Raw genomic sequence first — 25,604 nt, forward strand, 5'->3', positions numbered from 1 at the left:
GAGATGAAGCAGTGGCTGGAACGGTTTCCGGTGCAGCGGCCCCTTTGCTGGGCCGCTGCCGGTGCTGTCTGCGCCATGTTTGGCAGTGCGCTGGCATTTTGCCACGGCTTCGCTTTGGGAAAGCTGGCATTGGCCGCAGCACTGTTTTTCGGTTTGTTTCTGCTGACCCTGCCTTGGGGCCGCCGGAATGGGCTTCTGCTGTGCCTGGCCTTTGTGGGGCTGGGCACAGCCTTTTTCGGATTTTGGCGTCTTGTCCGGGCTGAAGCCCAGCTGGCCTTCAGCGGTTGGTCGGGGGCCATGGAGTGTATGGCCTTGGAGGAGGCTCAGGGTGAAGGCAGCTATGGGCTGGTACAGGTGCGTGCTTTGGCTCTGGGGGAGCAGGAGGTGGATTTTTCTCTGCCTCTTTATCTGGAGGACGCCTCTCCTGAAATAGAGGCCGGAGAGCACCTTACAGTGGAAGTGCGCCTGTCCAGAGCACCTTTGGAAACCGAGCGGGGCTTTTCACCGGAGGGGATCTTTTTGCAGGCATCCCAGACCGGAGCACTTGAGAAGAGGGATGGAGAAAAGCCTTGGCGGCTTCGTTTGCAAAGTTTGAGCCAGCAGGTGTCAGAAGTGGCTGGGAAATGGCTTCCTCAAAGGGAAAGTGCTTTGCTCACCGGCATCATCACGGGCAATAAGGAGGACTTTACTGCCCAGCAAAGGCGGGATCTGAATCTGAGCGGAACGGCTCATTTGGCAGCGGTGTCCGGGCTTCATGTGTCCAGTCTGCTGGGTGTAGCTTTTGCCTTTTTCGGAAAAAAGGGCGGAAGTCTTGTGGGCATCCCGCTTTGTCTGATGATGATGGCCTTGGCCGGAGGAACACCTTCGGTGCTGCGTGCGGTGATCATGGCCTTTTTAGGTATGGCTGCTTTTTGGATGGGCCGGGAAAAGGACACGCTGACTTCTCTTTCGGCGGCGCTTTTGCTGCTGCTTATGATTTCGCCCATGGGTGTGCTGGATGTGGGATTGCAGCTTTCCTTTGCTTCGGTACTGGGAATCGCACTGCTCTTCCCGCCGATGCAGCAGGCCATACAGGAAAAATTGGGCGGAAAACATCCCCTGTGGAGAAAAGCTTTGGAGAGCATGGCGGTGACGCTGGCGGCTCAGGCTTTTACTCTGCCCATTTCCGTGCTGGTATTTCAGAGGGTATCTCTGGTGGCTTTGGTTTCCAACCTGCTCGTTGTACCGTTGCTGGCGCCGGTGCTTTTGCTGGGGTTTTGCTTTGTGTTGGCCGGAAGTTTCTGGCCTGTATTGGGAAGGGGATTTTCCTTTGTGCTTTACCCCATGCTGCATCTGATCGATCTGGTGCAGCGTAAAACTGCGGCACTCCCTTTTTCTTCGGTGAGCAGTGGCGGTGTGATGCTGTTCTTTTCTCTTTTGGGATTGGGCGTGGCTCTTTTCTTTTTCCGAAAGAAAGAGGGCGTGGTACGAGGGCTTGCCACTTATTTTCTCTGTGGGTTTCTCTGTCTCAGCGGAATCGGAATGGAACAGACGCTGACCCTTTCTCTGTCGGTTGTCAATTGCGGCGGAAGCGGACTTTTGCTGGTGGGAGAGGCGGGACAGCTTACCGCATTCAGCGCAGGGGATCTGAAAGGGGACGATTTTTATCAGGGTGCGCAGAATACCTTGGATCGGATGGGGCTGGCCCAGGTATCCCGTTTGTGGCTGACAAATCCAGACGGAATCGCTCCCATTGCACCGCCGGAAGACCGGTGGGCCGGAGTGCAGCGGGTGATTGCGCCCAAAGGAGTCCATCCTTCGCTGCTGTTGGGGGAAGAAACACAGGTCTATGAGCAGGGAGGACGCTTTTTCTTTCAGGGAGGGGAAGGTGCTTTGATCCCTGGGACAAAAGGCTATTTGCTTCAGCTGGCTTTGCCCGCCTGTACCGTGCTGGCCACCTGTGGTCAGGAGATGGGAAAGGTGCTGACGGCGGTAAAAGAGCAGTCTCTCCAGTGTGAGATCTTGCTGGTGGATCAAAAAGCGGCAGAAGATCTGCCCCGGCTGACAGCCATTTGCCGCCGCACCGGCTGTGAAACGCTGGTGTGTGTCCGTTCCTCTTACGGAGAGGAAAGTGTCTCATTGGGAGCAGCCTTTTCCGGGCCTATTCTTTACTTGGAAGAGGGGGAGCGGATGGATATGGAGATGTGGGCGGCTGGGGCCGCCAGGGAGGGAGAAGGATGAAAAAGGGCGAAAAGAACACGGCCTATGATAAATTGCGTCAGGATGTGGATCAGGGCAGTCTGGAAAAGCTTTACCTGTTTTTCGGGGAAGAAAGCTATCTGAAGGAGCATTACCGGGACAGGATCTTTTCTCTGATAGGAGGAGAAGGCTTTGCCCAGTTCAATCAGGTGGTGCTGGATGGGGACAGTCTGACCCTGGACGAGCTGATCGACAGTGTGGAGAGCTTGCCTGTGATGAGCGATAAAAAGCTGATCTTCATCCGGGATCTGAATCTCAGCCGTCCGCCGGCCGGGCTGCGGGAGCAGCTGCCAGAGATCTTTGAAAATCTGCCGGACACCCTGTGCATGATTCTCTATTTTGACGCTCTGGAATATAAGCCGGACAAAAGGCTGAAAACCTGGCAGGCCGCTTTGAAAGCCGGGCAGGCGGTGGAATTTTCCAGGGCACCCCAGCAGGAGCTGACGCCGTGGATCAAGCGGCGCTTTGCTGCATTGGAAAAGGAAATTGACAGCAGAGAATGTGAATATCTCACTTTTGTCTGCGGCAGCCTGATGACCAATCTGGCCAGTGAAATTGATAAAATTGCCGCTGGAACCATGAAAAAACAGATCGACCGGCAGGCCATTGACCAGCTGGCATCACGGGCGTTGGAAGCCCAGATCTATCAGCTGACAGACTGTGTTTCCAAAGGGGATACGGTGGCGGCCATCCGCACATTGCGGGATCTGCTGGCGCTGAAATTTGAGCCGGTGGTGCTGGCCGGGGCCATCGGCAAGCAGGTGCAGAAGCTGTACGGGGCAAAACTCACGCAGCAGGCAGGTCTGGGAGAGAGCGCCCTCATGGAACTGTTCCATATGCGCTCCAGTTATCCGGCCAAGCTGTTGCGCCAGGCGGCAGGAAAACGCAGTCTGCCCTGGCTGCGCCGGGCGCTGCTTTTGTGTGATCAGGCCGACAAAGAGCTGAAAAGCAACAATGCAGATGGCGCTCGGGTGCTGGAACTGCTGCTGCTGCGTATGGCGGCAGAAAAGGAGCGGGTATCGTGATATCCATTGAACCGGTCATCATTGTGGAAGGCCGTTATGACAAGAATAAGATCAAACAGATTTTTGATACAGTGGTACTGGAGACAGCAGGGTTCGGCATTTTCAAGGACAAGGAAAAAGCTGCCCTCATTCGCCGTCTGGCCCGGACACGGGGGATTTTGGTGCTCACCGACCCGGATCATGCCGGTTTTCTCATTCGGGGATATCTGAAAAACATTGCAGCAGAGGGAAAGGTGTACCATGCCTATATTCCCGATCGTCTGGGGAAGGAAAAGAGGAAAGCCCATCCTTCCCGGGAGGGAAAGCTGGGAGTGGAAGGGGTTACCGAAGAGGAAATCATTCAGGCGGTGCGGCGCAGCGGTGTGGCCATGGACGGCCGGCAAGAAGCAAGAGAAGAAACACCAGTGACCAAAGCCGACCTTTATGCCTTGGGACTGTCCGGCGGCCCGGACAGCAAGGAGAAACGCCGCCTGCTGCTGAAAAAGTTGGATCTGCCGGAGAATATGACAGCAGGAGCCCTTCTGGAGATGATCAACATCCTGGGCGGGGCGCCTCTTTTGAAGCAAGTGATGGAAGAAATCTGAATATGCAGCAAAAAAGCCGCCAGAATGGCGGCTTTTTTGCTGTGTGAGATGATGAGGATAAGAGTACAGAAGGATCTCCGCCTGTCCCAGAGGGCAGTCCGGGAAAATAGCGGAAACGGATGGCATAAAACCGGGGGCTTGATACCACCCGTTTCGGTTATTTTGGAAGCAAGGAAGGAGAATATCCTCAGTTTCCTGAGGCCAGAGGCATGGGATAGGGCAAAAGAGCGGTAAGAGCCTGCTTTCCTTCGGGAGAAAGGGAGGAAACTACAGTCATGGCTTCCTGCTCTGCCGATTGGGGAGAAAGGCCCAGCTGGACAAACAGACGATGGAAAGTCTGTTGTTCTCTTTGGTACTGGAGGGCCAATCGCCGGCCCAAAGGGGACAGGCGCGCCTTGCCATAGTGGGCTTTTTCCACCAAGCCTTCTTCCGTAAGCTGAGAAAGGGTTTTGGCCACGCTGGAACGGGTTACATTCAGCTGACGGGAAATGGCCACCGAAGGGATGGGGCGGTTGTCCGGACTCAGACGATGAATGATGAGCAAATAGCGAATCACAGTGGATGAAAGCATAAAATTCACCTTTTTCAGAAGGAGGACGGCAGGGGCCTTCCGGCCCCCGCCGGCGGAGATCATCCCCGCTAAACAGTAAGATCACATCAAAGGATCCAGGATCAACAGAGAATCCAAAATCAGGCCAGTGCTTTGCCCAGGGCAATGCAGCGGGCTTCGTCCTCACCAGCAGGAGCGCCACAGACAGCTAAACCCTCACCGCCGACGAGAGAGGCCCCGGCGGCCAGGCACCGGTCCTGCCAGGAGCGCATCCACTCTCCGTCGCCCCAGCCGAAGGAGCCGAAAATAGCCAGAGTGCGCCCTTGCAGGTGGCTTTCCAGCTGGGTGAAGAAGGGTTCGAACTCGGCTTCCTCCAGCACTTCCGCGCCCATGGCCGGGCAGCCCAGAGCCAGTCCGTCATATTCCAGAGCCTGCTCCGGTGTCAGGGAGGATACCGGCATGCATTCCACCTGTGCTCCCCCCTCCAATGCGCCCTGAGCAATCAGCTGGGCCATTTGCTGGGTGTTGCCCGTCTGGGACCAATAGATCACAGCGACTTTTTTCATAGGTATATTGCCTCCTATATCATAGATGGTATACGATCAAGCACATTCAAGAACCTGGGGAATGGTTTCACCCCGGGCCACGCGGGAACAGAGATAGTCCCGACAGGAGTCGTAGCGGCGGAAGAGAAGCCTGGCACGGCATAAGCCGGAATAGACCTTCCAATAGCCGCACAATTTGCAGCATCGTCCCTGGTTTTGCTGAAAAGCCAGTACATCTCTGGGAGGATACCCCAGAAAAAGACCGATCTCATGGGGGAAATCCTGGCTTTCTGCCAGCCGGGATTGGAGGAAAAGCAGCTGATGGCTCAGCTCATCCAAAGGATATCCCTGCTGAAAGAGCATCCGGCGGCAGGACTCCTGATCCAGATGCCGCTTTAAACCGGCAGGGGAATAGATCAGTAGCAGAACGGTTTCACACCGGCGGGTTAAGGTGAGAAACCGCAGTCCACGCTGGCGAAGCACATGGCTGTACCAGGCAATCTGTGGAGCCAGAAGCCGGTATTCTTCCCAGGTCAGTCCGATCAGATTGGCAGGTTTGACCCCCAGAAGAGCCGGGGCACAGTGGCGGGCCAGCAGCCGGTCCAAGGATTGTTCCATGAGCACCTCCTGTGGTTAGCGTAAGCTAACCTTAACTGAAAAAACAAAGGGAGACCACTCCCGATTCATCCCGTGGTTAGTCTTTGCTAACCACGGGTACATAATACCATGCCAGATGGAGAATGTCAAGGGGTATTTGGCTTTTTTTCAAAGACATCCGATTGCCCGGGAAGGCATAGCGTGCTACAATAGAATCAGATGGAAACAGGTTTGGCGGCTCATTGCTGCCAAAGGGTAAAAAAGAGAAAGGATGATCCTCATGAGTGTGATGGAAGCCATTTTGCAGCGGAAGAGCATTCGGGCCTACCAGGATAAGCCCATCGAGCAGGAGAAGCTGGAAAAGATCCTGGAAGCCGGTAGAATGGCGCCTTCGGCCACAAACCAGCAGGCGTGGAAGTTTGTAGTAGTCACCGATCCGGCCCTGCGCCATGAACTGGTGGCAGCTTGCCGGAATCAGGCTTTTGTAGAGCAGGCCCCGGTGGTCATGGTCCTTTGCGCCGACGAAGTGCGGGATATGGCCTGCGGACAGCCGGCGCGCACCATTGATTGTTCCATCGCTCTGTCCTATATGCAGCTGCAGGCGGCTGAACTGGGCATTGGAAGCTGTTGGCTGGGGGCTTTTTCCGCACCGGATGTGGCAAAACTGCTGAAGATCCCTGCTGGATTCCAGGTGGTGGCGGTATCTCCTTTTGGCTATCCTGCCGAAGAAGGCCGGGTGCGCAGCCGCAAACCCATGGATGATATTGTGCGGTATGATGCCTGGGAAACGAAAAATAAATAAGGTTTTGTAACAAAGAAAAGACCCCAAGAAATGTTCTTGGGGTCTTTTGTAGTGAAAGGCCATAGAGCAGAGAGTGTTCTTGCATTTTAAAAGCCGGCCTTTTCAATATGGGCTTTCAGTTTTTCAAAAGTTTCATTGCTGATATCGTGTTCCATACGGCAAGCGTCTTCGGCGGCCACCTCAGGGGACACTCCCAGAGCCGTCAGCCATTTGGTCAGCAGCCGGTGGCGTTCGTAAATACGGGAGGCCACTTCCATACCGCTTTCCGTCAGCTGAATCCAGCCTTCCTTGTCCATGGTGATGTATCCGTTTTCCCGCAGAAGCCCCATGGCCCGGCTGACGCTGGGTTTGGAGAAATTCATTTGCCGGACAATATCGATGGAACGGACCGATCCTTTGCTTTCTTTCAGCATCAGGATGGTTTCCAGATAGTTTTCACCAGATTCCAGTATTTTCACTTGATGACCTCCTTGGGAAATGGATTGGCAAATTTTATTGTATCACGAATCTTGTTTCTGCTCAAGGGTGGAAGGACTGTGCATTTGTTCCTGTTGGGGAGCGTTGGGCCGGGCCCCCAGCTTGTTGACCCCGTAAACGCCCAGCAAAATCAAAGCAACGGCAATGACCTGCAATATGGAAAAGGGTTCATGGAGCAGCAGCACGCCGGCCAGCACCGATACCACAGTAGTGAGATTGCTGAAAGAGGCGGTAACGGTGACGCTGATATGGGTCAGAGCGTAGTTGATCATCAGGAAGGCTATCACCGAAGAGATCACCGACAAATAAAGGATGGCTCCCCAGAAAGAGAGGGAGGACAGGGCCTGGGCTGTGCGATGGAAAAGCTCACCCCGGTTTTCCACAATGGCCAGCAGCACGAAAGAACAGGAGGACACTGCAAAGGTCACATAGGTCCGGTCAAAGGCGGTGAAATCCTGAGAGTATTTCCGGGTGAGCAAGGTATAGCAGGCGCTGCTGATGACAGCGCCGATCAGCAAGAGAAAACCGGGCAGAGTGACGGTGCCACCCTTTTGCCCCCACACCGATATGAGAATCACACCGGCAATGGAGCAGAGCATGGAAAGGGTTTGCAGCAAAGTGGGTTTTTCTTTGAGAAAGACGGCGCCCAAAGCCATAGCGGCCACCGGAATGAGAGCAATCACTGAGCCGGAAAAAGAAGCGGAAGTCCATTTGATGCCGTAGCTTTCACAGATGAAATACAGAGTGGGCTCCAGCAGACTGACCAGGAGCAGTTTGCGGATATCCCGTCCGCCGATGCGCAGGCGTACCACTTTGCACAAAACCAGCACATTCAAAAGGGCAAATGCCAGCAAAAAGCGGATGGACAGGGCAATCATGGGGCTGGTTTGGGAAAAAGCAATTTTGGAAAAAAGGAAGCTGAAGCCAAAGATCACATTGGCGGCCAGCAAGCAAAGCAAAGCCTTGTGTTTTTGGGACACAGGAAAACACTCCCTTCTCAGGTGGAATAAAAAGATAGAAAGAAAAGGCGCCGGTTTCCCGGCGCCTTTTTCAAAGGTATCAGATTTGATTGTTGTTAGAATACACGACCGGCGCCGATGTAATTTCTGGTGTAATAGCTGCTGTTCATGGATTCGATGCACACGGTCTTGCCGCTGGAGGGGGAATGGATAAACTGGTTGTTGCCTATGTACATTCCCACATGGCTGACGCTGCCGCTTCCGAAGAACACCAGATCGCCAGGCTTCAGCTCGCTGCGGCTGACTTTGGCCAGGTAATTGTACTGGGCCGAAGAGGTACGGGGAAGGGTGATGCCGAACTGCTTGTACACATAGCCGGTATAGCCGGAGCAGTCAAAACCGCTGGGGGTGGAACCGCCATACACATAAGGGGTACCGATGAACTGCTTGGCATAATCCACAATGCTGCTGGTCACAGAAGTGACAGTGGACTGGGGAGTCTGGGTGGCAGGAACCACTTCCACATAATCGGGGCTGATATAACCCTGCACGCCGTTGTATGTAACCCGGTACCAGCCCCGGTTGACGCCGTCAATGGTGGCCACAGCGCCCTGAGGAATCTGGGTGAGCACGGTGCTGCTGGTGGAAGGATAGGAGCGAACATTCAGGGAAGAAGCGGTGACCTTGGCGCCGCCGCCGTTCACATCCATCACATCCAGGATGTCCAGATATTCGGCGCTTACATAACCGGGATTGCCGTTGCAGGTGATGCTGGCCCAGCCATTGTCGATGCCGAGAATACATACTCTGTAATCGTCGTACAGACTATCGATTATCGACGCCGACTGAGAGGGGGCGCTGCGGAAATTCAGAGAGCTGGTGGTGTCCACAATACCGCCCTTGACTCCTGCGGCCTGGGCAGTGGCCATGACGGTCACGGCCAAAGCCGCAGTCGTCATAGCCGTTTTCAAAACCTTGATACCTTCGTAAAGCATTTGTACCTCCTATGGTTGCAAAAGACGGATTATTTCTGGTGAAGCGCCCGCTCCAGCCAGATGGAAGCGATGTCCATGGCATTGTAAAGTCCGTCTTTCTCGGTGGATTTTACGACCTTGTCTGTGGCAGAAATATCGGGATCGGTGAGCTGGAGTTCCACCCGGACTTTGGTGCCCACAGGCAAGTCCTTGTTTTTGGCACTCTCCAGAACCTTGAGCATGATGATGTATTTTTCGGTCATGCTGCCATAGTAGATCGTGTCGTCTTTTCTCATCAAAGGGCGGCCCTTGTAAGTGAGGGGCCACTGCGCTGTTGTGTTCTTTGTCGTCATGTGCTTACCTCCGACAGTAATTATTATATCAAAAGAGTAACAAATGTCAAACAAAATAGTTACAAAAGATAAACAAAAATTCTGTTACTTTTTTGTAACCCGTTGGGGCCCAAGGGGTTTGGAGGTACAAAATGCAATAAATTGGCAAAAGGCAAAGGCGGTATTTTGTTATCAATGTGCATTGTTATGCGGGAAAACGCATGATAGGCGGCAAAGGGACCCCTGCCTGGGCGGACAGGAGTCCCCGCTGAAGCCGTAATGGATCAATCGTTGAGATAATGGCGTACCAGTTCCTGCAGCAGCTCGTCCCGATCGATGCGGCGGATCAGGCTGCGTGCATTGTTGTGGTTTGTGATATAGGTGGGATCCTCAGAAAGGATATAGCCTACGATCTGGTTGATGGGGTTGTAACCCTTTTCCCGGAGAGCATCATACACCGTGGTGAGGATGCGCTTCATCTCTTTGTCAGAGTCATCCATGATGGCAAATTTTCGTGTTCCGTCAAACAAGTTGGTGCCCTCCTTTTGTGGGTGTGTATCCCAAATGAAACCCATAGTCCATTATACACAGTTTTGGTACAAATGTAAAGGCGGAGACGGGGGAAATCCATGGGCACTGGGAAAAAGACCGGCTCTTTTCATAAAAGAGCCGGTCTTGAAAAAACAGGTCGATCAGCGGCGGATCAGAGCACCGCACTCTTTTTCCAGAGCATGGAGTACACGCTGCATCACTTCATCCGACTCTTTGTCGGTGAGAGTGTGGTCGGGGGAGCGCAGGGCCAGGGAGAAGGCTACGCTCTTCTTGCCCTTTTCCACCTGCTCGCCCTGGTATACATCGAAGAGCTCCAGATGTTCCAGCGGATCTCCGGCCGCCTGACGGATGGCCTTTTCCAAAGCCAGAACCGGCAGCTTTTCGTCGCAAAGCAGAGCCAGGTCACGGGTGACGGCGGGGAACTTGGGCAGAGGCTTGTATTCCTTCCGCCGGTCTACCAGCCCGAAGAGGGAAGGAAGGTCCACCTGGCACAGATAGGTCTCGCTGCCCAGGCCATACTCCCGCATCACCAGGGGATGAGCCTGGCCCACCGTGCCCAGCTTTTGCTCGCCGGCCATGATGGAGGCAGTGCGGCCCGGATGATAGGAAGGATCGTTTGTGCAGGGTACAAACTCAATGTTATGGATGGAAAGCTGCTGGAAGACGGCTTCCAGAGCACCCTTCAGAGTGAAGAAATCACCGCTGCCATACAGACCCATTACCAACTGGGGCCGTTCGTCGGGCAGGGTATCCAGATCGGCTTTGCCCTCCTTCACCTGGGGCAGATAGATTTTGCTCAGCTCAAAGAACCGTCCGGCAGGGACCCGGCGGTTGTAGTTGCGGGCGCAGATCTCCAGCATGGCAGGCAGGGGAGTGGTGCGCATCAGGCTCTGGTCCTCGCCCAAGGGGTTCTGGATCACTGTGGCGATGCGCAGAGGGGAATCCTCGGGCAGGCGCAGCTTGTCAAAGGCTTTGGGACTGAGGAAGGACAGAGAGATCACTTCGTTATACCCTGCGGCCATGCAGGCGCCTGATACATCCCGCTCGAACTGCTGGTAAGGAGTGAGGCCGCCCTGGGTGGTGGTGCCGGCAAACAGGGTGGGCTGGATCTTGTCATAGCCATAGATCCGGGCCACTTCCTCGGCAATGTCGGCCATGGTTTCCACATCGTCCCGCCAGGAAGGCACGGTGATGGTGCGGCCTTCTACGGTGAACTGAAGATCACGCAGATAGCGGACCATATCTTCTTCGGAAATCTGAGCGCCCAGGAAGCGGCAGATCTTCTCCGGCTCCAGGGGCAGCTGGCGCACCTGTTTGTGCTCCGGGTAGGCATCGATGACACCGGTGATGATTTCGCCGGCTCCCAGCTCTTCCACCAGCTGGCAGGCCCGCATCAGGGCCGGCATGGTGTTTTCGCAGTCCAGGCCCTTTTCATACCGGCCGGATGCCTCGGTGCGCAGGCCCAGCTTCCGGGATGTCACCCGGATGGAGGGGCCGTGGAAAGTGGCCGACTCAAAGACGATCATCTGGGTGTTTTCGGTGATCTCGCTGTTGAGACCACCCATGACACCGGCTACGCCCACCGGCTTTGTAGGATCGGTGATCAGCAGCATATTTTCGTCCAGCTGCCGCTCCACGCCGTCCAGAGTGGTGGCTTTTTCTCCGGCATGGGCCCGGCGGACGATGATGGCGTCCTCAGCGATGCACCGGTAGTCAAAGGCGTGCATGGGCTGGCCATATTCCAGCATGACAAAGTTTGTGATGTCCACGATGTTGTTGATGGGCCGCACACCGGCTTCCCGCAGACGGTCCCGCATCCACTTGGGAGAGGGAGCGATCTTGATGTTTTTGGCCATGGCGGCACAGTAACGGGGGCACAGGTCGGCGTCCTCAATGGTCACCTTCAGCAGGTTTTCGATTTCCCCCTTTTCTTCCCGGGCCGGAGGGGCGGGAAGATTCAGCGGCAGTTCGAAGGAAGCGGCGGTCTCCCGGGCCAGGCCGATGACACTGAGACAGTCGGGACGGTTGGGGGTGATTTCAAACTCAAAGACGGTATCATCCAGGCCCAGGGCCTTGGTGACGCTTTCACCCAGCACTGCTTCTTCCCCTTCGTTCTGGTATACCAGGATGCCGTTGGGGTCGGCATAGGGCAGGTCGTTGTGGGTCAGGCCCAGTTCGGCAAAGGAGCAGAGCATGCCGTTGGATTCCACGCCCCGCATATCGGTTTTCTTGATTACAACGCCCCCGGGGAGTTTGGCGCCGTCCAGACAGGCAGGCACCACATCGCCCACCTTCAGGTTCTTGGCGCCGGTGACGATCTGCACCTGCTTTGTGCCCACATCCACCTGGCAAACTACCAGTTTGTCGGCATCAGGGTGCTTTTCGATGGAGAGGATTTTTCCCCATACCACATTTTCGATCGCATCGGCGGCATTCTCCCAGCCTTCGATCTTGGAGCCGGTCATGGTCATACGGGCGGCATAGGTTTTGGGATCTTTGTCGATCTTTACATAGTCATTGAGCCATTTGTAAGGCAGATTCATTTCCCACTTGCTCCTTTCACTTAAAACTGGGTCAAAAACCGCAGGTCGTTTTCATAGAACAGCCGCAGGTCATCGATCTTGTACCGCTGCATGACGATACGCTCCAGGCCGATGCCGAAGGCAAAGCCGGAATAGACCTCCGGGTCGATGTCGCAGCCCAGAAGCACCTTGGGGTGAACCATGCCGCAGCCCAGGATCTCAATATAGCCCTCGCCTTTGCACAGAGGACAGCCTTTGCCGTGGCATTTGAAGCAGGTCACATCCATTTCGGCAGAAGGCTCGGTGAAGGGGAAGTGGTGGGGACGGAAGCGCACGCCGGTGTCCTCGCCATACAGGCGCTTGGCAAATACTTCCAGGGTTCCCTTCAGATCGCCCATGGTGATGCCTTTGTCCACCACCAGGCCTTCGATCTGATGGAACACAGGGGAGTGAGTGGCGTCCACGGCGTCACTGCGGTAAACACGGCCGGGAGCGATGACCCGGATGGGAGGGCGCTGTTTCTCCATGGTGCGCACCTGCATGGGGCTGGTCTGGGTGCGCAGGACGATGTTGTCATTGATATAGAATGTGTCCTGGGTATCCCGGGCCGGGTGGTTTTTGGGGATATTCAGGGCTTCGAAGTTGTAGTAATCGTATTCCACTTCCGGGCCTTCAGCGATGGAAAAGCCCATGCCGGTGAAGATGTCATAAAGTTCGTGAAGCACGGTGTTCAGGGGATGCTGTTTGCCCAGAAGCACCTTCTGGCCGGGCATGGTCACATCGATCTGTTCCTTTTCCAGCTTGGCCGCGATGAGACGCTGGGCCATGTCCTGCTGGGCCTTTTCGATGGCCTGCTCGATCTGCGCCCGCACCTCGTTGGCCAGCTGGCCGATCACCGGCCGCTCTTCGGCGGAGAGTTTGCCCATGCCCCGCAGGATGCCGGTGAGTTCTCCCTTTTTGCCCAGGAATTTCACCCGGACCGCTTCCAGCTCTTGCTGAGAAGTCACCGAAGACACCTGCCCAAGAGCCTGGGAAAGGATCTGGTTGAGCTGCTCTTTCATGTTCTGCACTCCTTTTGTGAGTTTGGATAATTTTGATGCTGCCGCCAGGGGCAGGTATAAAAAAAGCCTTCGCCCCCAAAAAGGGACGAAAGCCAAGCTTCCGCGGTACCACCCTGATTCCCGCCTCAAAAAAGCGGGCACTCCACAGCCTTAACGCGGCCGGACGCCGTGGCCTACTCCGTTCAGCCCGGTGCTCAAAAGTGAACTTCGCTGCGCTCTTCCGCAGGCGGCTTACAGCCGGTGACCGCCATTCTCTCGCCGGAGGGGGCGCAGGTACTCTCTTTCTCATCGCATTTTCCAGTTGTTTGCGGTAAAAAATACATCTCCATTATATATAGCACAAGGGCGAAAAAATTGCAAGCCCCCCGGCATAAAGCCTGGCAGGTGCCGTATAGATAGGGTGGAGAGTGATGAAAAGTGGTGAAGCAAAAGAAGAATATTTTTGTTGTTTTTGTTTTTCTGTGGATTTTGCTGTTGGCCTTTGCCGGATGCAAAGGCCAGGAAAGCCCCCAGCAGAAGGTGAGCGAATATTATAGCTCCCTGACCCAAGGGTCGGTGGGGGCCATTGTCACGGCCGACTCCGGTGTGATTATGGAATATGAACTGTCGGTTTCCTGGGAAGGGGAGGAAAGCCAGTGCACTGTGGTATCCCCGGAGGAGATTGCCGGGGTCAGCTGCCACATCAGCCAGGGGGGAGCCACCCTTCAGTTTGAGGATGTGCAGCTGGATACACTGCTGGCTCCCATCCGGGGATTTACGCCGGTGGACTGCACCGACGGCCTTCTGCGGACCCTGGCCGGGGCGGCGCCCACCCAGTGGGGAAGGGAGAAAAAGGAAGGGCAGGAGTGCATCAGCCTGACTTATGAGATGGAGGCTGACGGCAGGCAGGCCGTCAAGCAGGTGTGGCTGCGGGAGGACACTTTAGAGCCGGTGTGCGCCCGGTGGTTTCTGGAGGGGGATCAGATCATGCACGCTGTGTTTTCCGGATTTTCCGGGGTGAAAGAATAAAAATGGCATTTTTCCGGGAAGGTTGCTCCGGGGAGAAAAGTATGGTACACTAAAAAATAAGTTCGGCTTTCAAGGGAAGCACCGGACAGTCTCCCTTTGCATAAGATGCAAACGGGGGAAGATGCTGCGCGCCGCCCACCGGTGCAAATTGCGGTGAAGATGATTAAAACCGGGATTTGCGTGGAAAAATAAAAAAGCGGTTTAACCGACTTTACCGGCGGAGCGTGAGTGAAATTGGATCATTTTTCTTCCAATGTCAGACGAGGTGACATTTATTATGCCGACCTGAGCCCGGTGGTGGGCAGCGAACAGGGCGGTATGCGCCCGGTGCTCATTGTGCAGAACAATGTGGGCAACCGGTATAGCCCTACCGTCATCGCGGCGGCCATCACCTCGCAGCTGAACAAAGCAAAACTGCCTACCCATATTGAAATCGAGGCCCGCACCTATGGCCTTTCCAAGGATTCTGTCATTTTGCTGGAGCAGGTGAGAACATTGGACAAACGGCGGCTACGGGAAAAGATGGGACGCCTGGACGAACAGGTGATGGGACAGGTGGACGATGCCATTGCCGTCAGCTTCGGGCTGCGAAGCGGCGGACAGGAAAGAACCCAGCGATAAGGAGCGACTGCAATGAAGAGGAAGTTTATGGTATCGGCCATGGGCGCTTTGTGCGTGCTGGCCATGGGGGGGATCTTTACGGCGCTGGCGGCCGGCGGATATGGTTCCCAGGATGATCCTCTGGTGACCCTGAGCTACATAACCGATGTAGCGGTGCCGGAGGCCAACGCCCGGATCGATTCGGTGTTTTCCCAAAAAGAGACGGCGGTCAAATTGGATATCCAGAGCAAAATGGATTCGGTACGCTCTCAGCTGGAAAGCCAGATCTCCCAGCTTCAGAATGTGAGCCAGGACACCATCAACCAGGTGGTAGAGCTGGTGAAGGACCAGATCGGCTCTTCCTCCGGCAGCAGCACCTGGAAGATGATCACCCTGCAAAATGGCCAGCAGATCAAGGCCGGTGTGGGTACCCAGCTTCTTTTGCGCCGGGGCAGTGCCAACTGTTATTCCGGCATGATCAATCTGTCCAGCGGGGAGATCCTCACCCATGGACAGTCTGTGCTTCAGAACAATATGTATCTTGTCGGCACCGACGGCTGCGGATTCATCGCCAAGGGAGAATGTACCGTTCTGGTGGATGGAACCTATACCATCGGCTGAGACGCATGGTTTCAGAGCCTTCTGCATACAATGGTGTGCAGAAGGCTTTTTCTTTTGCGGCGATGACAGAGGGAAAGGGGGAGACCCCATGGAGCAATGGGATCTGTGGTTGGGAGAAAAGCGGGTGGGAACGGTCTCCGGCCGGGAAACCGGATGGGGGTATACCCTTTTGGCCGTTTGCCCGGCGGAAGAGGGGTATATCTACCGGGTGGCATTGGACCGGGAGAATGAGAATGTTCTGGTGGCCGGGGTCATGCTGCCCCAGGGCCAGGAGTTTTGGCTGGAAAAAAAGATGGATGGGCATTTTGCACCGGAAAAAGTAAGAGGCGCATTTATCCTTCGGTCAAAGCCCGGGGAATATACCGGGTTCAGTCCGCTGCCTTTTCCCCTGGAAAAGTTCCGCCCTTTTGCTCTTTCCCACCCGCCTTGGGAGAAAAGCCTGTTGGGCAGTCTTATGGCCCACGAAAAGACCAAGGTCTGCCAATATCAGGACCAATGGTATGCGGCGGCGCCTCTGGAGAAGGGATTGCCTTTTGCACTGGCTCCTTTTTTTCAAAAAGTCACGCCTTTAGAAATAAATGGGAAACTTTATGGTTTGGTGGTCTGCGACGAAGAAGGCCAGGTTTCTTTGGCGCATAATGTGAAAGAAGCCAGGGAATACTGGAAGGGAAATCAATGAAAGGAAGTGGCCTTATGCCCGAGCTGACCACAAAGGAACTGGCTTTTCTCAAAGAGCAGTTGAAGGGAGAACAAAGCGAAGTGGCCCAATTCAATCTGATGGCCCAGCAGTGCACCGATCCCCAGCTGAAAAATATGCTGGCCGGCATCGCCTCCCGTCATCAGAGTCATTATGACACTCTGTACCGTTTCCTGCAGAATTGAGAAAGGAGAAAACGCCATGTGTAATGACCAGATCATCATCACCAATGCCCTCAACACCCAGAAACATCTGACTTCCCTGTATAATACAGCGGCAGGGGAATGCTGCCACAATCCTCTGCGCAGCGCCATGATGGAGCTGCTGCGGGACGAACACGAGATCCAGAACGATATCTTCACCGGAATGAGCAGCCGGGGCTGGTATCCGGTGCAGCAGGCCACGAACCAGGCCGTAAACCAGGCCATCCAGGAGCTGAACGGCCAGAACTGATGGTTTACTTTGCCGGACTTTGGGGAAATTTCCCCAAAGTCCGGTTTTCTTTTTGCCCATTTTGTTTGAAAAAAGCGGCAAGATAGTGTAGAATGAATCCATTCAATCAAAGGCCAAAGGGCCTGTTTCCGGGGAAGGAAGGAACCAGTATGAAATGGGGAACAAAAATGACAGCGGCCGCTCTGGCCCTGACTTTGGCTGCTGCCTCTGTGCCGGCCAAGGCATATAGCCTGCCCTATGAAGATGTCAGCGATCAGCATTGGGCGTATGCAGATATTTTGTATGCCAGCCAGTGGGGGCTGCTCCGGGGGAGGGAGGACGGCAATTTCCATCCGGAGGATGCGCTGACCCGGGCGGAGTTTGTATCCATTCTGGCACGGGTGGGCAATGTGCAGCTGAGCCGGTATCCGGGCAGCGATTTTCAGGATGTGCCCGAAAACGCCTGGTATGCCCAGGCTGTGAACTGGGCCAATCGTATGGGGGTTGCATCCGGTGTGGGCAATGGCCGCTTTGATCCGGGTGGCGCCGTCACCCGGGAACAGATGGCCACCATGAGCTATCAGTTCCTCAAAAGCATGGGCATTACCTATGGCAATGACAATACCGTTCTGCCCTACTCGGATGCCGGCTCCATCAGTGATTGGGCACTGGACGCAGTAAAAGCCATGTACACATCCAAGCTGATTACAGGCCGGGAAGACGGCTCTTTTGATCCCTTTGCGCCCACCAGCCGGGCGGAAGCTGCGGCCATGATCCGCCGTCTGTATATCAATCTGGATGACCAATCTGCTCCTGCTCCCGATGGAGGAGAGGATAATACCGGTGGACAGAATCCGGGAGAGGATACAGGGGAAGATACATCCGGCAATTAAAGAGCAATCCGATGGAAATCATGGTTATGTGAGGTCTGGATGAAAACAAGATGGTATATTCCATTGCTTGCAGCGTGTATTGTATGCGGTGTGATTTTTGGTGTATTGCAGGGAAGGGAACTGGGCCGCAAGGAAGCAATCCGGCAGATGGCCCAGACCAGTGCTGCCAGCGCCTGTGAGGAATTTGCGGAATATCAAAGGAAGGGACATGACAGCAATTACTGGTATGGAGTAGCGGAATTCCGGGCTTTCCAGATGGCGTATCATATGCTGGTGGAAGACACCAATAAGGCACCGAACTTTACTTTCTGCAATGAGGTTTATGGAAGTCTGGTCCTGGAACCGGAGAAGAGCCGGAAGCATATGGAAGAGATCGTGGCCGTTATGGAGATCCTGGCAGCCGATGTGGAAGACGATACCGGATATGCCCGGATGGATGAATTGCGGCATCGGCTGAGTAAATAGTATCCCGTATCCCGAAAGGACCTTTTGCAGGGAAAACAGACTGTAGTACAATAAAATCAAAAGGGCGCTTGTCCTTTTGTATTTCCATGGATCAAAAAAGAAAAGAAGGTTTTTTGTGGATCTGCTCATTGCATTTGTGGTATTTTTATTGTCCATGGTGGTCTGCCTGACCACCGGCGCCTCCATGCTTATTGCTCTGGCCATCGGGATGGTGTGCTTTTCCGCTGTGGCATTGAAAAGAGGGTTCCCTCTGGAAGATGTGCTGCGGATGATTCTTTCCAGCACTCGTAGGTCTTTTATCGTGCTGCGGGTGCTGTTGCTCATTGGCCTGGTCACGGCTTTGTGGCGCACCAGCGGCACCATCGCCTTTTTTGTCTATTACGGCGTACAGCTGATTACGCCTCATTTTTTTGTGCTTATTGCCTTTGTTCTTTCGGCCGTGCTCTCCTATGCCCTGGGCACCAGTTTCGGTGTGGCCGGAACGGCTGGGGTGATTTTTATGACCCTGGCCCGCTCCGGCGGAGTCAACGAGCTGGTTACGGCGGGGGCGGTGATCTCCGGGGCCTATTTTGGCGACCGGTGCGCCCCTTCTTCCTCTTGCGCCAACCTGGTGGCCGCTGTCACCGAAACCAAATTGTATGACAATGTGCGCATGATGTGGAAAACCGGTGCACTGACCACTGTGCTGACATTGGTGGGCTTTGGGATCTTTTCCTATTTTCACCCTATTTCCCAGGTGGACCCGTCCATTGTGTCGGCATTGCAGAATAGCTTCGATCTTTCCTTTTGGGCTCTGGTGCCTGCCGTGCTGATGCTGGTGCTGCCTCTTTGCAATGTGCCGGTGGGATGGGCCTTGTGCGCCAGCATCCTCTCGGCTTTCGGGGTATCGGTAGTTGGTCAGGGCATTTCTGTGAAAGAGACCCTTCTGGCGGCTTTTTGGGGGTATGCACCGGAAAATCCCGCTCTGGCTTCGGTGCTTTCCGGCGGAGGTGTGGTGTCCATGGTCAGCGTGGCGCTGATCGTGCTGCTTTCCGGTACATTCTCCGGTATTTTTCAGGGAACCCGTATGCTGGACAGCGTGCAGGACAAAATTGCCCAATGGGCGGGAAAAATCGGATTGTTCCCCACCATGGTGATCACAGGGATCTGTACCAGCGGAGCCTTCTGCAATCAGGCCATTGCAGTTATGCTTTCCACCCAGCTGCTCACCCGGGTCTACGATGACTCTGGCGCATCCCGCAGCTTGCTGGCCATGGACATGGCAAACTCGGTGGTCACCATTGCCGGATTGCTGCCCTGGTCCATTGCCTGTGCCGTACCTTTGCAGATGCTGGGCGTGGGATCCGGCGCCATTCCTTATTGCTTGCTTTTGTGGCTGACCCCCTTGTGCTACGGCTTTGTCACAAGGCGCCTGTGTTTTGGACGAAAAAAGAATTGAATATTTATCAAAGTTCCCTGTCAGCTGTGGTTGACAGGGAACTTTTAATGTGCAATAATTGTTGTATAACATATGTTTTATAATGAAGAGAGGAAGAGCAGGATGCCGCCGAAGGTGAAGATCACAAGAGAGATGATGCTCGATGCCGTATTGGCCCTTACCAGAAAACAGGGATTTGAATCGGTGAATGCCAGAAATATTGCAACTGAGCTTGATTGCTCCACCCGTCCTATCTTTACTGTGTATCAGAATATGGAAGAGATGAAGAAAGATTTTTTGGAGTTTGCCTATTCCTTTTATTGCAGTTATGTGGAGCAATATAAAAAGAAAAGCGGTGTGGAAGACGATCTCCTTTGGCCGTTGTCCTATTTGTCCTTTGCTCAGGAAGAGCCAAACCTGTTTCAGCTGCTGTTTGTGGATGATATGGCGCTGGATCTGGGCAAGGCCATGGATTTCTATCAGGAAATGGAGAATGGTGAAAAAGCCGACGCTTTTGCTCAAAGACAAGGCCTGGAGCGGCAGAAGGGCCGAAAGGTTTTTCTGGATTTGTTTCTGTATGCCCATGGGATGGCGGTGCTGACCGCCATAGGAAAAATGCATTTGCAGCAAAAGGTGCAAGCAGCCATGGTGCGTACCATGCTGGAAGCCAGGATTCAGTGGGAGAAAGGAGAGAACATGGGATGAAGGAGAGGGATTATTTAACGGCATTTTACAGTGAGTATGACGAAGAATCCCGCTTGCAAAGCCGTCATGGTTCTGTGGAATTCATTACTACAATGCGGTATATTGAGAAATATATCAAACCTGGAGACCGGATTCTGGAGATTGGTGCGGCCACCGGTCGGTATTCCCATGCCCTGGCACGACAGGGATATCAGGTGGATGCAGTGGAACTGGTGGAACATAACATCGCAATTTTTAAGAAAAACACCTTGCCCCAGGAAAAGGTGACCATCACCCAGGGAAATGCATTGGATCTTGGAAATTTCCCCAACGATCGGTACGACATCACATTGCTTTTAGGGCCGCTGTATCACCTGTATACGGAGCAAGATAAGCGTCAGGCCATTGGAGAAGCTCTTCGGGTGACGAAACCAGGAGGTGTGGTTTTTGCCGCCTATGTGATTTCAGACGGGTGCTTGTTGGATGAAGGGTTTCATCGGGGGAATATTGATGTGGCAGGATATATTGAACAGGGCCTTTTGGATGGAGTGACCTTTGCGGCCCATTCTCTGCCCAAAGATCTGTTCGAATTGGTGCGCAAAGAGGATGTGGATCGGCTGATGGAGGGATTTCAGGCCGTGCGGCTCCATTATGTGGCTACCGATGGCAGTTCCCAGTGGCTGCGGGAATCGCTGGAAAAAATGGATGAGAAAATTTTTCAGCTTTATTTGAAGTACCATTTGGCAACTTGTGAGCGGGAAGACTTGTTGGGGATCACCAGCCATGCGGTGGACATTTTCCAAAAACAATAAAAGGAAAGACCCAACGCTTAGCGTTGGGTCTTTCCTTTTATTGTAAATAATTTCATTTTTGTTTGTTTTTATGTTTCTGCTGCCTATGGCATTTTCCGGCCATGGGACAAGCGGAGCAGCCGGCAGAGCAGGAGGAGCTGCCCCGGCGGACTGCCCGGAAAGCCAGCACGGCACACAATGCCAAAAGCAGAAGGAGAAGAAGGTCGGCAAATCCCATAAGCTCACCAGATCAGAAGAGCCAGCCGGTAGAAAAGGAAGGCAGCCACCCAGGCCACAGCGGTTTGGTAAAACACCACGAACAAGGCGCTTCTGGCGCCGCCCATTTCCCGCTTGACGGCGGCGATGGCGGCCACGCAGGGAGTATAGAGCAAGGTGAACACCAGGAAGGCCAGGGCGGCAGGGAGGGGAAGGGCGCCGGAAAGAGTCTGGGGCAAAGTGGCCATGGAAGAGCCGGTGAGCACAGCCAGGGTGCTGACCACCGCTTCTTTTGCGGTAAAGCCGGTGAGAAGGGCGGTGGACATCTGCCAGCTGCCGAAGCCCAGAGGGGCAAAGAGGGGAGCGATGAGCCGGCCGATCTGGGCCAGGAGGCTCTGGCTGCTGTCGGACACCACATTGATCCGGCTGTCGAAGGTCTGAAGCACCCAGATGATGATGGTGGCCAGGAAGATCACGGTAAAGGCCCGGGTGATAAAGTCCTTGGCCTTATCCCACACCAGCCGCATCACGCTTTTGGGAGCCGGAAGCCGGTAAGCGGGCAGTTCCATCACAAAGGGAACCGGGTTGCCTTTGAAGGCGGTGCGGCCCAGGATCAGGCCGGAAAGGATGCCCAGCAGAATGCCCAGCACATACAGGCCGATCATCACCAGTGCTCCATATTCCGGGAAAAAGGCGGCGGTGAACACGCCATAAATAGGCAGTTTGGCGCTGCAGGAAATGAACGGGGTGAGCAGGATGGTCATTTTCCGATCCCGGTCGCTGCTCAGGGTACGGGTGGCCATGACGGCAGGTACCGTACAGCCAAAACCGATGAGCATGGGCACAAAGGAACGGCCGGAAAGGCCAATCTTCCGCAGCAGTTTATCCATTACAAAAGCCACCCGGGCCATATAGCCGCTGTCTTCCAGCAGGGAAAGGAAGAAAAACAGGGTGACGATGATGGGCAAAAAGGACAGTACGCTGCCGATGCCTGCAAATACGCCGTCGATGATGAGGGAATGGACCACCGGATTGATGCCGTAAGCGGTGAGCCCTTGGTCAGCCAGGTTCGTGACCCAGTCGATGCCCAGAGACAGCAGATCACTGAGGAAAGTACCCACCAGGCCAAAGGTCAGCCAGAAGATCAGCAGCATGATTCCCAGGAAAATAGGGATGGCCAGGAATTTGTGGGTGAGGAAACGGTCGATGCGCACCGAACGCTGATGCTCTTTGGATTCGTGGGGACGCACCACCGTGGCGGCACACAAATCGTCCAGGAAGGTGTAGCGCATATCGGCCAAAGCGGCGTTGCAGTCCATGCCGCATTCCTCTTCCATTTCCTCCACCGAGTGCTGGATCAGTTCCCGTTCGTTGGGGGAGAGGGAAAGCTGGGCCATCATGGGTTCATCGCCCTCCAGCAGTTTGGTGGCGGCAAAGCGGGCGGGAACACCGATGGCGGCGGCATGGTCCTCGATCATGTGGCTCACCGAGTGAATGGCCCGGTGCACGGCACCCTGGCAGAAGTCCAGCCGCTTGGGTTTCTGACGCTGCTGAGCGGTGCGCAGCACCACATCGATCAGCTCGCTGACACCTTCGTTTTTGCTGGCGGTGATGGGAACCACCGGAATGCCCAGCTCCTGGGACAGTTTGGATACATTCACCGAGCCGCCGTTTTGCCGTACTTCGTCCATCATGTTCAGGGCAAGGACCATGGGGATGCCCAGCTCCATCAGCTGCATGGAAAGGTACAGGTTGCGCTCGATATTGGTGGCATCCACGATGTTGATGATGCCGTCCGGTTTTTCTTTCAGCAGATAATCCCGGGTGACGATCTCCTCGGCGGTATAGGGGGAAAGGGAATAAATTCCTGGCAGATCCACCACCGTCACATCCTCGTGCCCCCGGATGATGCCGTCTTTCCGGTCCACCGTTACGCCGGGAAAGTTCCCCACATGCTGGTTGCTGCCGGTGAGCTGGTTGAAAAGAGTGGTCTTGCCGCAGTTCTGGTTGCCGGCCAGTGCCAGTTTCATACCGGTGCGCCCTCCTTTTCTGTCGGATTTCCGCTGTGATGGCCATGGTGGCCGTGGTGCCGCGAGGGGGTAAAGGAGGGCACCGAATCGCATTTTTCACGGCGGGAACAGCTGTCGCAGCCCTTTTCTCTGAATTGCTGAGGCAGAGGACAGACAGTGATGGTGCGGGCATCATCCAGGCGGATGGTCAGCTCATAGCTGCGGACATGAAGCTCGATAGGGTCTCCCATCGGGGCTGTTTTGCGGATGGAAACCAGCGTTTTGGGTGTCAGTCCCATGTCCAGCAGCCGGCGGCGCAAAGCCCCTTCGCCGCCCACAAAAGTGATGGCGGCGGTATCGCCGATGGGCAGTTGGTCCAGTGTCATGAAAATTCCCCCTCTTTTTGGTAAAAAACAAATGGGAAAAAGGATCTTCCCGAAGTTAGCCTATGTAAACATTCTAATGGCTGTGCCTATTCCCGTCAAGCGGAATATCGCACAATCCACCAGAGAAAAGAGAGAGGGATGCTGGGTGCAATATACAGAAAAGGCCCCGCCCGAAAAAGGGGGGACCTCAGAATGGAAGGGGAAGGATCAATCGGAATAGGGGGTGTTTTCAACGCCCTGGGCGTTGAGCCGGCGCACCAGTCGGTCCAGAAACCTTTTCCAGAAGGCGGTGAACCAGGGGTTTTTCCCCAGCAGCCGGACCAAAGAGGGACTGACGGCGTAATAAAAGCGTATGAAAGCTCGCCCCGGCCATGCGGCGGCCAGGGTATTGTCCCGGAAACGGCGCAGCGTCCAGACCGGAGGACAGTCATAGGAGCCGTAGACCGCTGTGGCGATATAGCAGCCTTTGCCGGAAGACTGCCGGGCGGAGTGGCCGTCCAGCAGGTTGTTCAGCTGATCTTCGGCGGAGTGTTCCGCCTTTGTTTTACGCTGAAATTCAGCCTTCTGATTGCTTTGTTCCCACTCAAATTCCTCCTGCATTTCGGCAAAAAAACGGCGGAAGGCATTGGCAGCTTTTTGAGGATCGCCGGTATAGGGATTGAGTTTTTCCAGGGCGGCTGCCGGACTCAAGGGGTAGAGCCGCGGCCCGCGGGAGGCATAAAGGGAAAAACCGTAGGGAATAGTGGGAAAACGGTAGACGCCGTTTTGATAGGGGAACTCCGTCCTGGAGAAAAACTCATAGGCCCGGATAGGGTGGTTATCCTCTCTCTGTTCGATGACAACGATAAAAGGATAGTGATCCGATGGGCCGGTGGTACGGAGCAGGATTTTTGCATCGGAAAAATCCACCTTAGGGCCGCTCACAGCAGTGGAGCCGGTGCCAAGGGTGGGAAGGTAATAATAAAGATGCTCCAGTTTCATTTCGAAATAAGACCGTTTAATGTTTTTTGCCATGTTTCCATCTCCTTCCTGTTTTGGGGGATAAATACCGGTCCAGGATTTTTTCTGCCTGTTTCTCCCGGGAAAGCAGCCCGGTTTCCTCCAGAAAAGTCTGGAAGGACAGGTAGTGGGAATTGGGATTGATTTTGCGGATCGCCCGGGCATCCAGCAGGTTTTTTCCCGGAGCCGTGAGTTTTTCCATGTGGGAGATCAGGGAAGGGGGAAAATCCTGCCGCTCCAGATAGCGGATATACCGGGGAAAGTAATATTCGGTCATTACATAGGAATTGCCGGCCAGCCAGCAGAGAAAAAGATGATAAAAGCAATAGATGTCGCTGTCCCGGTTGACCATGGGGCGGCCGTTTTGTTCCACATATTTGCCGGGGATATCCGGCGCCAGACGGGGGACGGTGAGCTGGAAGCCGTCCCGGAGGGAAAAACCATCGATGTCGATGAGATGAATGCGTCCTATGGGATCCACCAGCGCATTTTCTCCATGCAGATCCCCGATGAACACATCCTCCGGCAGAGCGCAAATTACTTCGGCCAGCTGAGCCAGGACATCCAACTGCCCGGTTCTCCCGAGACTCGGGTCCGCCAGATAGTCGGTGAGGGTGCGCCCCGGGATATAGGGCATGGTATAGCCGATGGGGCGGCCCTCCAGGCAGAAGAGGGAGAGGGGCATGACCAAAGCGGGAATGGCCTTCAAGGCGGCGTGGTTTTGTAGCAATCGAAGGTTGCAAAGATTCTGCCGGGTCAGCTCCGGCTGATCCACAAAAAGCTTGGTCACTCGCTGCCGGTCTGTAATAAAAAGGCGGGTGTAGGCATTCGGATTGTTTTCCTGGGAGATCTCTTCTTTTCCCACCAGCCATTCGTCCAGCGCCGCCGGGGTGTAATCCTCTGTGGGGAACAAACAGGCCCCTCCTTTTTCTCCGGCCGGAGACCGGGAATGAATATTACTGTTATACCATGGCGGCCTTTATTTTTCAATCTGCCCTCCATGAGAAAGAGAAAAGCCCCGGCTGCTTCATCCAGGCAGCCGGGGTTTTTTTGTGCTCTGAAAACCACTCGCTAGGCGAGTGGTTCAAAAAAAGACTTATGTCGATAATGGCGAAATAAAAACTCCCTTTGCTATAATAGGAGTGCGGTCTGCCAACTGCACAAACAA

30 protein-coding genes and 1 other annotated feature are annotated in these 25,604 nt (G+C 54.6%); of the genes, 15 read left to right on the forward strand and 15 right to left on the reverse strand.

Translation table 11 applies throughout. The features are described from left to right. Positions 1 to 3: 3 nt before the first annotated feature. The 3 genes from H6A25_RS06965 to H6A25_RS06975 are packed head-to-tail and all read left to right on the forward strand — an operon-like array spanning position 4 to position 3,847. Positions 4 to 2,220: a ComEC/Rec2 family competence protein gene (locus tag H6A25_RS06965; protein WP_204751245.1), complete on the forward strand. Its 2,217-nt coding sequence runs from the start codon at positions 4 to 6 to the stop codon at positions 2,218 to 2,220. Beyond that, positions 2,217 to 3,263 (forward strand): DNA polymerase III subunit delta, encoded by a 1,047-nt coding sequence (gene holA / locus H6A25_RS06970; protein WP_204751246.1) that lies wholly within the window; start codon positions 2,217 to 2,219, stop codon positions 3,261 to 3,263. Before H6A25_RS06965 ends, holA begins: the two co-directional genes overlap by 4 nt. Beyond that, the gene (locus H6A25_RS06975; protein WP_204751247.1) at positions 3,260 to 3,847 is read left to right on the forward strand and encodes a DUF4093 domain-containing protein; all 588 of its coding nucleotides are present in this window, start codon (positions 3,260 to 3,262) and stop codon (positions 3,845 to 3,847) included. The genes holA and H6A25_RS06975 overlap by 4 nt, the downstream gene beginning before the upstream one ends. Before the next feature lie 187 nt (positions 3,848 to 4,034). On the opposite strand, the gene H6A25_RS06980 is transcribed toward H6A25_RS06975, so the two are convergent. The 3 genes from H6A25_RS06980 to H6A25_RS06990 all read right to left on the reverse strand — a co-directional run bounded on the left by H6A25_RS06980 (position 4,035) and on the right by H6A25_RS06990 (position 5,560). Then, entirely contained in the window at positions 4,035 to 4,418 is a 384-nt protein-coding gene (locus tag H6A25_RS06980; RefSeq protein ID WP_204751248.1) for a metal-dependent transcriptional regulator, read from the reverse strand. Positions 4,419 to 4,537: 119 nt separating this feature from the next. Beyond that, on the reverse strand, positions 4,538 to 4,963 hold the full coding sequence (locus H6A25_RS06985) for a flavodoxin (RefSeq protein ID WP_204751249.1): 426 nt from the start codon (positions 4,961 to 4,963) through the stop codon (positions 4,538 to 4,540). Between the two features lie 36 nt (positions 4,964 to 4,999). Next, positions 5,000 to 5,560, reverse strand: coding sequence for a DUF3793 family protein (locus H6A25_RS06990; RefSeq protein ID WP_204751250.1), 561 nt, complete (start codon positions 5,558 to 5,560; stop codon positions 5,000 to 5,002). A 259-nt stretch (positions 5,561 to 5,819) separates the two neighbouring features. Here H6A25_RS06990 and H6A25_RS06995 point away from each other — a divergent pair, with 259 nt between their 5' ends. Beyond that, positions 5,820 to 6,341 (forward strand): nitroreductase family protein, encoded by a 522-nt coding sequence (locus H6A25_RS06995; protein WP_204751251.1) that lies wholly within the window; start codon positions 5,820 to 5,822, stop codon positions 6,339 to 6,341. 86 nt (positions 6,342 to 6,427) lie between these two features. On the opposite strand, the gene H6A25_RS07000 is transcribed toward H6A25_RS06995, so the two are convergent. The 7 genes from H6A25_RS07000 to pheS form a co-directional block, all read right to left on the reverse strand. Beyond that, positions 6,428 to 6,799 carry a metal-dependent transcriptional regulator gene (locus H6A25_RS07000; RefSeq protein WP_204751252.1) on the reverse strand — a complete coding sequence of 124 codons (372 nt, stop codon included), beginning with the start codon at positions 6,797 to 6,799 and terminating at the stop codon, positions 6,428 to 6,430. A 42-nt stretch (positions 6,800 to 6,841) separates the two neighbouring features. Then, positions 6,842 to 7,798: an EamA family transporter gene (locus H6A25_RS07005; RefSeq protein ID WP_204751253.1), complete on the reverse strand. Its 957-nt coding sequence runs from the start codon at positions 7,796 to 7,798 to the stop codon at positions 6,842 to 6,844. 95 nt (positions 7,799 to 7,893) lie between these two features. Further along, positions 7,894 to 8,772: a C40 family peptidase gene (locus H6A25_RS07010; RefSeq protein WP_204751254.1), complete on the reverse strand. Its 879-nt coding sequence runs from the start codon at positions 8,770 to 8,772 to the stop codon at positions 7,894 to 7,896. Between the two features lie 29 nt (positions 8,773 to 8,801). Beyond that, a complete protein-coding gene (locus H6A25_RS07015) occupies positions 8,802 to 9,104 on the reverse strand; it encodes a hypothetical protein (RefSeq protein ID WP_118428707.1) in 303 nt (100 codons plus the stop codon). A 263-nt stretch (positions 9,105 to 9,367) separates the two neighbouring features. Then, positions 9,368 to 9,613 (reverse strand): IreB family regulatory phosphoprotein, encoded by a 246-nt coding sequence (locus tag H6A25_RS07020; protein WP_275951887.1) that lies wholly within the window; start codon positions 9,611 to 9,613, stop codon positions 9,368 to 9,370. Between the two features lie 162 nt (positions 9,614 to 9,775). Further along, positions 9,776 to 12,178: a phenylalanine--tRNA ligase subunit beta gene (gene pheT / locus H6A25_RS07025; protein ID WP_204751256.1), complete on the reverse strand. Its 2,403-nt coding sequence runs from the start codon at positions 12,176 to 12,178 to the stop codon at positions 9,776 to 9,778. Between the two features lie 20 nt (positions 12,179 to 12,198). Beyond that, on the reverse strand, positions 12,199 to 13,218 hold the full coding sequence (pheS, locus tag H6A25_RS07030; RefSeq protein WP_204751257.1) for a phenylalanine--tRNA ligase subunit alpha: 1,020 nt from the start codon (positions 13,216 to 13,218) through the stop codon (positions 12,199 to 12,201). 78 nt (positions 13,219 to 13,296) lie between these two features. Further along, positions 13,297 to 13,516: a binding site (T-box leader), on the reverse strand. Positions 13,517 to 13,635: 119 nt separating this feature from the next. On the opposite strand from pheS, the gene H6A25_RS07035 reads away from it, so the two are divergent. The 11 genes from H6A25_RS07035 (at position 13,636) to H6A25_RS07085 (ending at position 20,847) form a co-directional block, all read left to right on the forward strand. Beyond that, positions 13,636 to 14,226 (forward strand): hypothetical protein, encoded by a 591-nt coding sequence (locus H6A25_RS07035; RefSeq protein ID WP_204751258.1) that lies wholly within the window; start codon positions 13,636 to 13,638, stop codon positions 14,224 to 14,226. A gap of 228 nt (positions 14,227 to 14,454) precedes the next feature. After that, positions 14,455 to 14,847: a type II toxin-antitoxin system PemK/MazF family toxin gene (locus H6A25_RS07040; RefSeq protein ID WP_345941590.1), complete on the forward strand. Its 393-nt coding sequence runs from the start codon at positions 14,455 to 14,457 to the stop codon at positions 14,845 to 14,847. 12 nt (positions 14,848 to 14,859) lie between these two features. Beyond that, positions 14,860 to 15,447: a hypothetical protein gene (locus tag H6A25_RS07045; RefSeq protein ID WP_204751259.1), complete on the forward strand. Its 588-nt coding sequence runs from the start codon at positions 14,860 to 14,862 to the stop codon at positions 15,445 to 15,447. 88 nt (positions 15,448 to 15,535) lie between these two features. Further along, positions 15,536 to 16,126, forward strand: a complete 591-nt coding sequence (locus H6A25_RS07050; RefSeq protein ID WP_204751260.1) for a hypothetical protein — start codon at positions 15,536 to 15,538, stop codon at positions 16,124 to 16,126. A gap of 14 nt (positions 16,127 to 16,140) precedes the next feature. Next, positions 16,141 to 16,329, forward strand: coding sequence for a spore coat protein (locus H6A25_RS07055; protein ID WP_118428792.1), 189 nt, complete (start codon positions 16,141 to 16,143; stop codon positions 16,327 to 16,329). A gap of 16 nt (positions 16,330 to 16,345) precedes the next feature. Continuing rightward, complete coding sequence (locus H6A25_RS07060; RefSeq protein WP_204751261.1) at positions 16,346 to 16,597, forward strand: spore coat protein; 252 nt, start codon at positions 16,346 to 16,348, stop codon at positions 16,595 to 16,597. Positions 16,598 to 16,746: 149 nt separating this feature from the next. Next, the gene (locus H6A25_RS07065) at positions 16,747 to 17,469 is read left to right on the forward strand and encodes an S-layer homology domain-containing protein (RefSeq protein ID WP_204751262.1); all 723 of its coding nucleotides are present in this window, start codon (positions 16,747 to 16,749) and stop codon (positions 17,467 to 17,469) included. A 39-nt stretch (positions 17,470 to 17,508) separates the two neighbouring features. Beyond that, positions 17,509 to 17,934 (forward strand): hypothetical protein, encoded by a 426-nt coding sequence (locus H6A25_RS07070; protein ID WP_204751263.1) that lies wholly within the window; start codon positions 17,509 to 17,511, stop codon positions 17,932 to 17,934. 115 nt (positions 17,935 to 18,049) lie between these two features. Then, positions 18,050 to 19,372, forward strand: a complete 1,323-nt coding sequence (locus tag H6A25_RS07075; RefSeq protein ID WP_204751264.1) for a Na+/H+ antiporter NhaC family protein — start codon at positions 18,050 to 18,052, stop codon at positions 19,370 to 19,372. A 114-nt stretch (positions 19,373 to 19,486) separates the two neighbouring features. Beyond that, positions 19,487 to 20,056 carry a TetR/AcrR family transcriptional regulator gene (locus H6A25_RS07080; protein ID WP_345941591.1) on the forward strand — a complete coding sequence of 190 codons (570 nt, stop codon included), beginning with the start codon at positions 19,487 to 19,489 and terminating at the stop codon, positions 20,054 to 20,056. Further along, positions 20,053 to 20,847: a class I SAM-dependent methyltransferase gene (locus H6A25_RS07085; RefSeq protein WP_204751266.1), complete on the forward strand. Its 795-nt coding sequence runs from the start codon at positions 20,053 to 20,055 to the stop codon at positions 20,845 to 20,847. Before H6A25_RS07080 ends, H6A25_RS07085 begins: the two co-directional genes overlap by 4 nt. A gap of 221 nt (positions 20,848 to 21,068) precedes the next feature. Here the strand turns inward: H6A25_RS07085 and feoB are convergent, their stop codons facing one another. From feoB to H6A25_RS07110, 5 genes are all read right to left on the reverse strand, one after another. Beyond that, positions 21,069 to 23,072 carry a ferrous iron transport protein B gene (gene feoB, locus H6A25_RS07090; RefSeq protein WP_204751267.1) on the reverse strand — a complete coding sequence of 668 codons (2,004 nt, stop codon included), beginning with the start codon at positions 23,070 to 23,072 and terminating at the stop codon, positions 21,069 to 21,071. After that, positions 23,069 to 23,437: a FeoA domain-containing protein gene (locus H6A25_RS13070; protein WP_204751268.1), complete on the reverse strand. Its 369-nt coding sequence runs from the start codon at positions 23,435 to 23,437 to the stop codon at positions 23,069 to 23,071. The genes feoB and H6A25_RS13070 overlap by 4 nt, the downstream gene beginning before the upstream one ends. Before the next feature lie 207 nt (positions 23,438 to 23,644). Next, positions 23,645 to 24,451 carry a CFI-box-CTERM domain-containing protein gene (locus tag H6A25_RS07100; protein WP_204751269.1) on the reverse strand — a complete coding sequence of 269 codons (807 nt, stop codon included), beginning with the start codon at positions 24,449 to 24,451 and terminating at the stop codon, positions 23,645 to 23,647. Further along, on the reverse strand, positions 24,435 to 25,349 hold the full coding sequence (locus H6A25_RS07105) for a hypothetical protein (protein ID WP_204751270.1): 915 nt from the start codon (positions 25,347 to 25,349) through the stop codon (positions 24,435 to 24,437). The genes H6A25_RS07100 and H6A25_RS07105 overlap by 17 nt, the downstream gene beginning before the upstream one ends. A gap of 73 nt (positions 25,350 to 25,422) precedes the next feature. Next, the coding region (locus H6A25_RS07110; protein ID WP_204751271.1) for a hypothetical protein at positions 25,423 to 25,604 on the reverse strand (182 nt) is incomplete at its 5' end.

Origin of the sequence: Intestinimonas butyriciproducens, from assembly GCF_016901775.1 — a bacterium.
Classification (GTDB): Bacteria; Bacillota; Clostridia; order Oscillospirales; family Butyricicoccaceae; genus Pseudobutyricicoccus.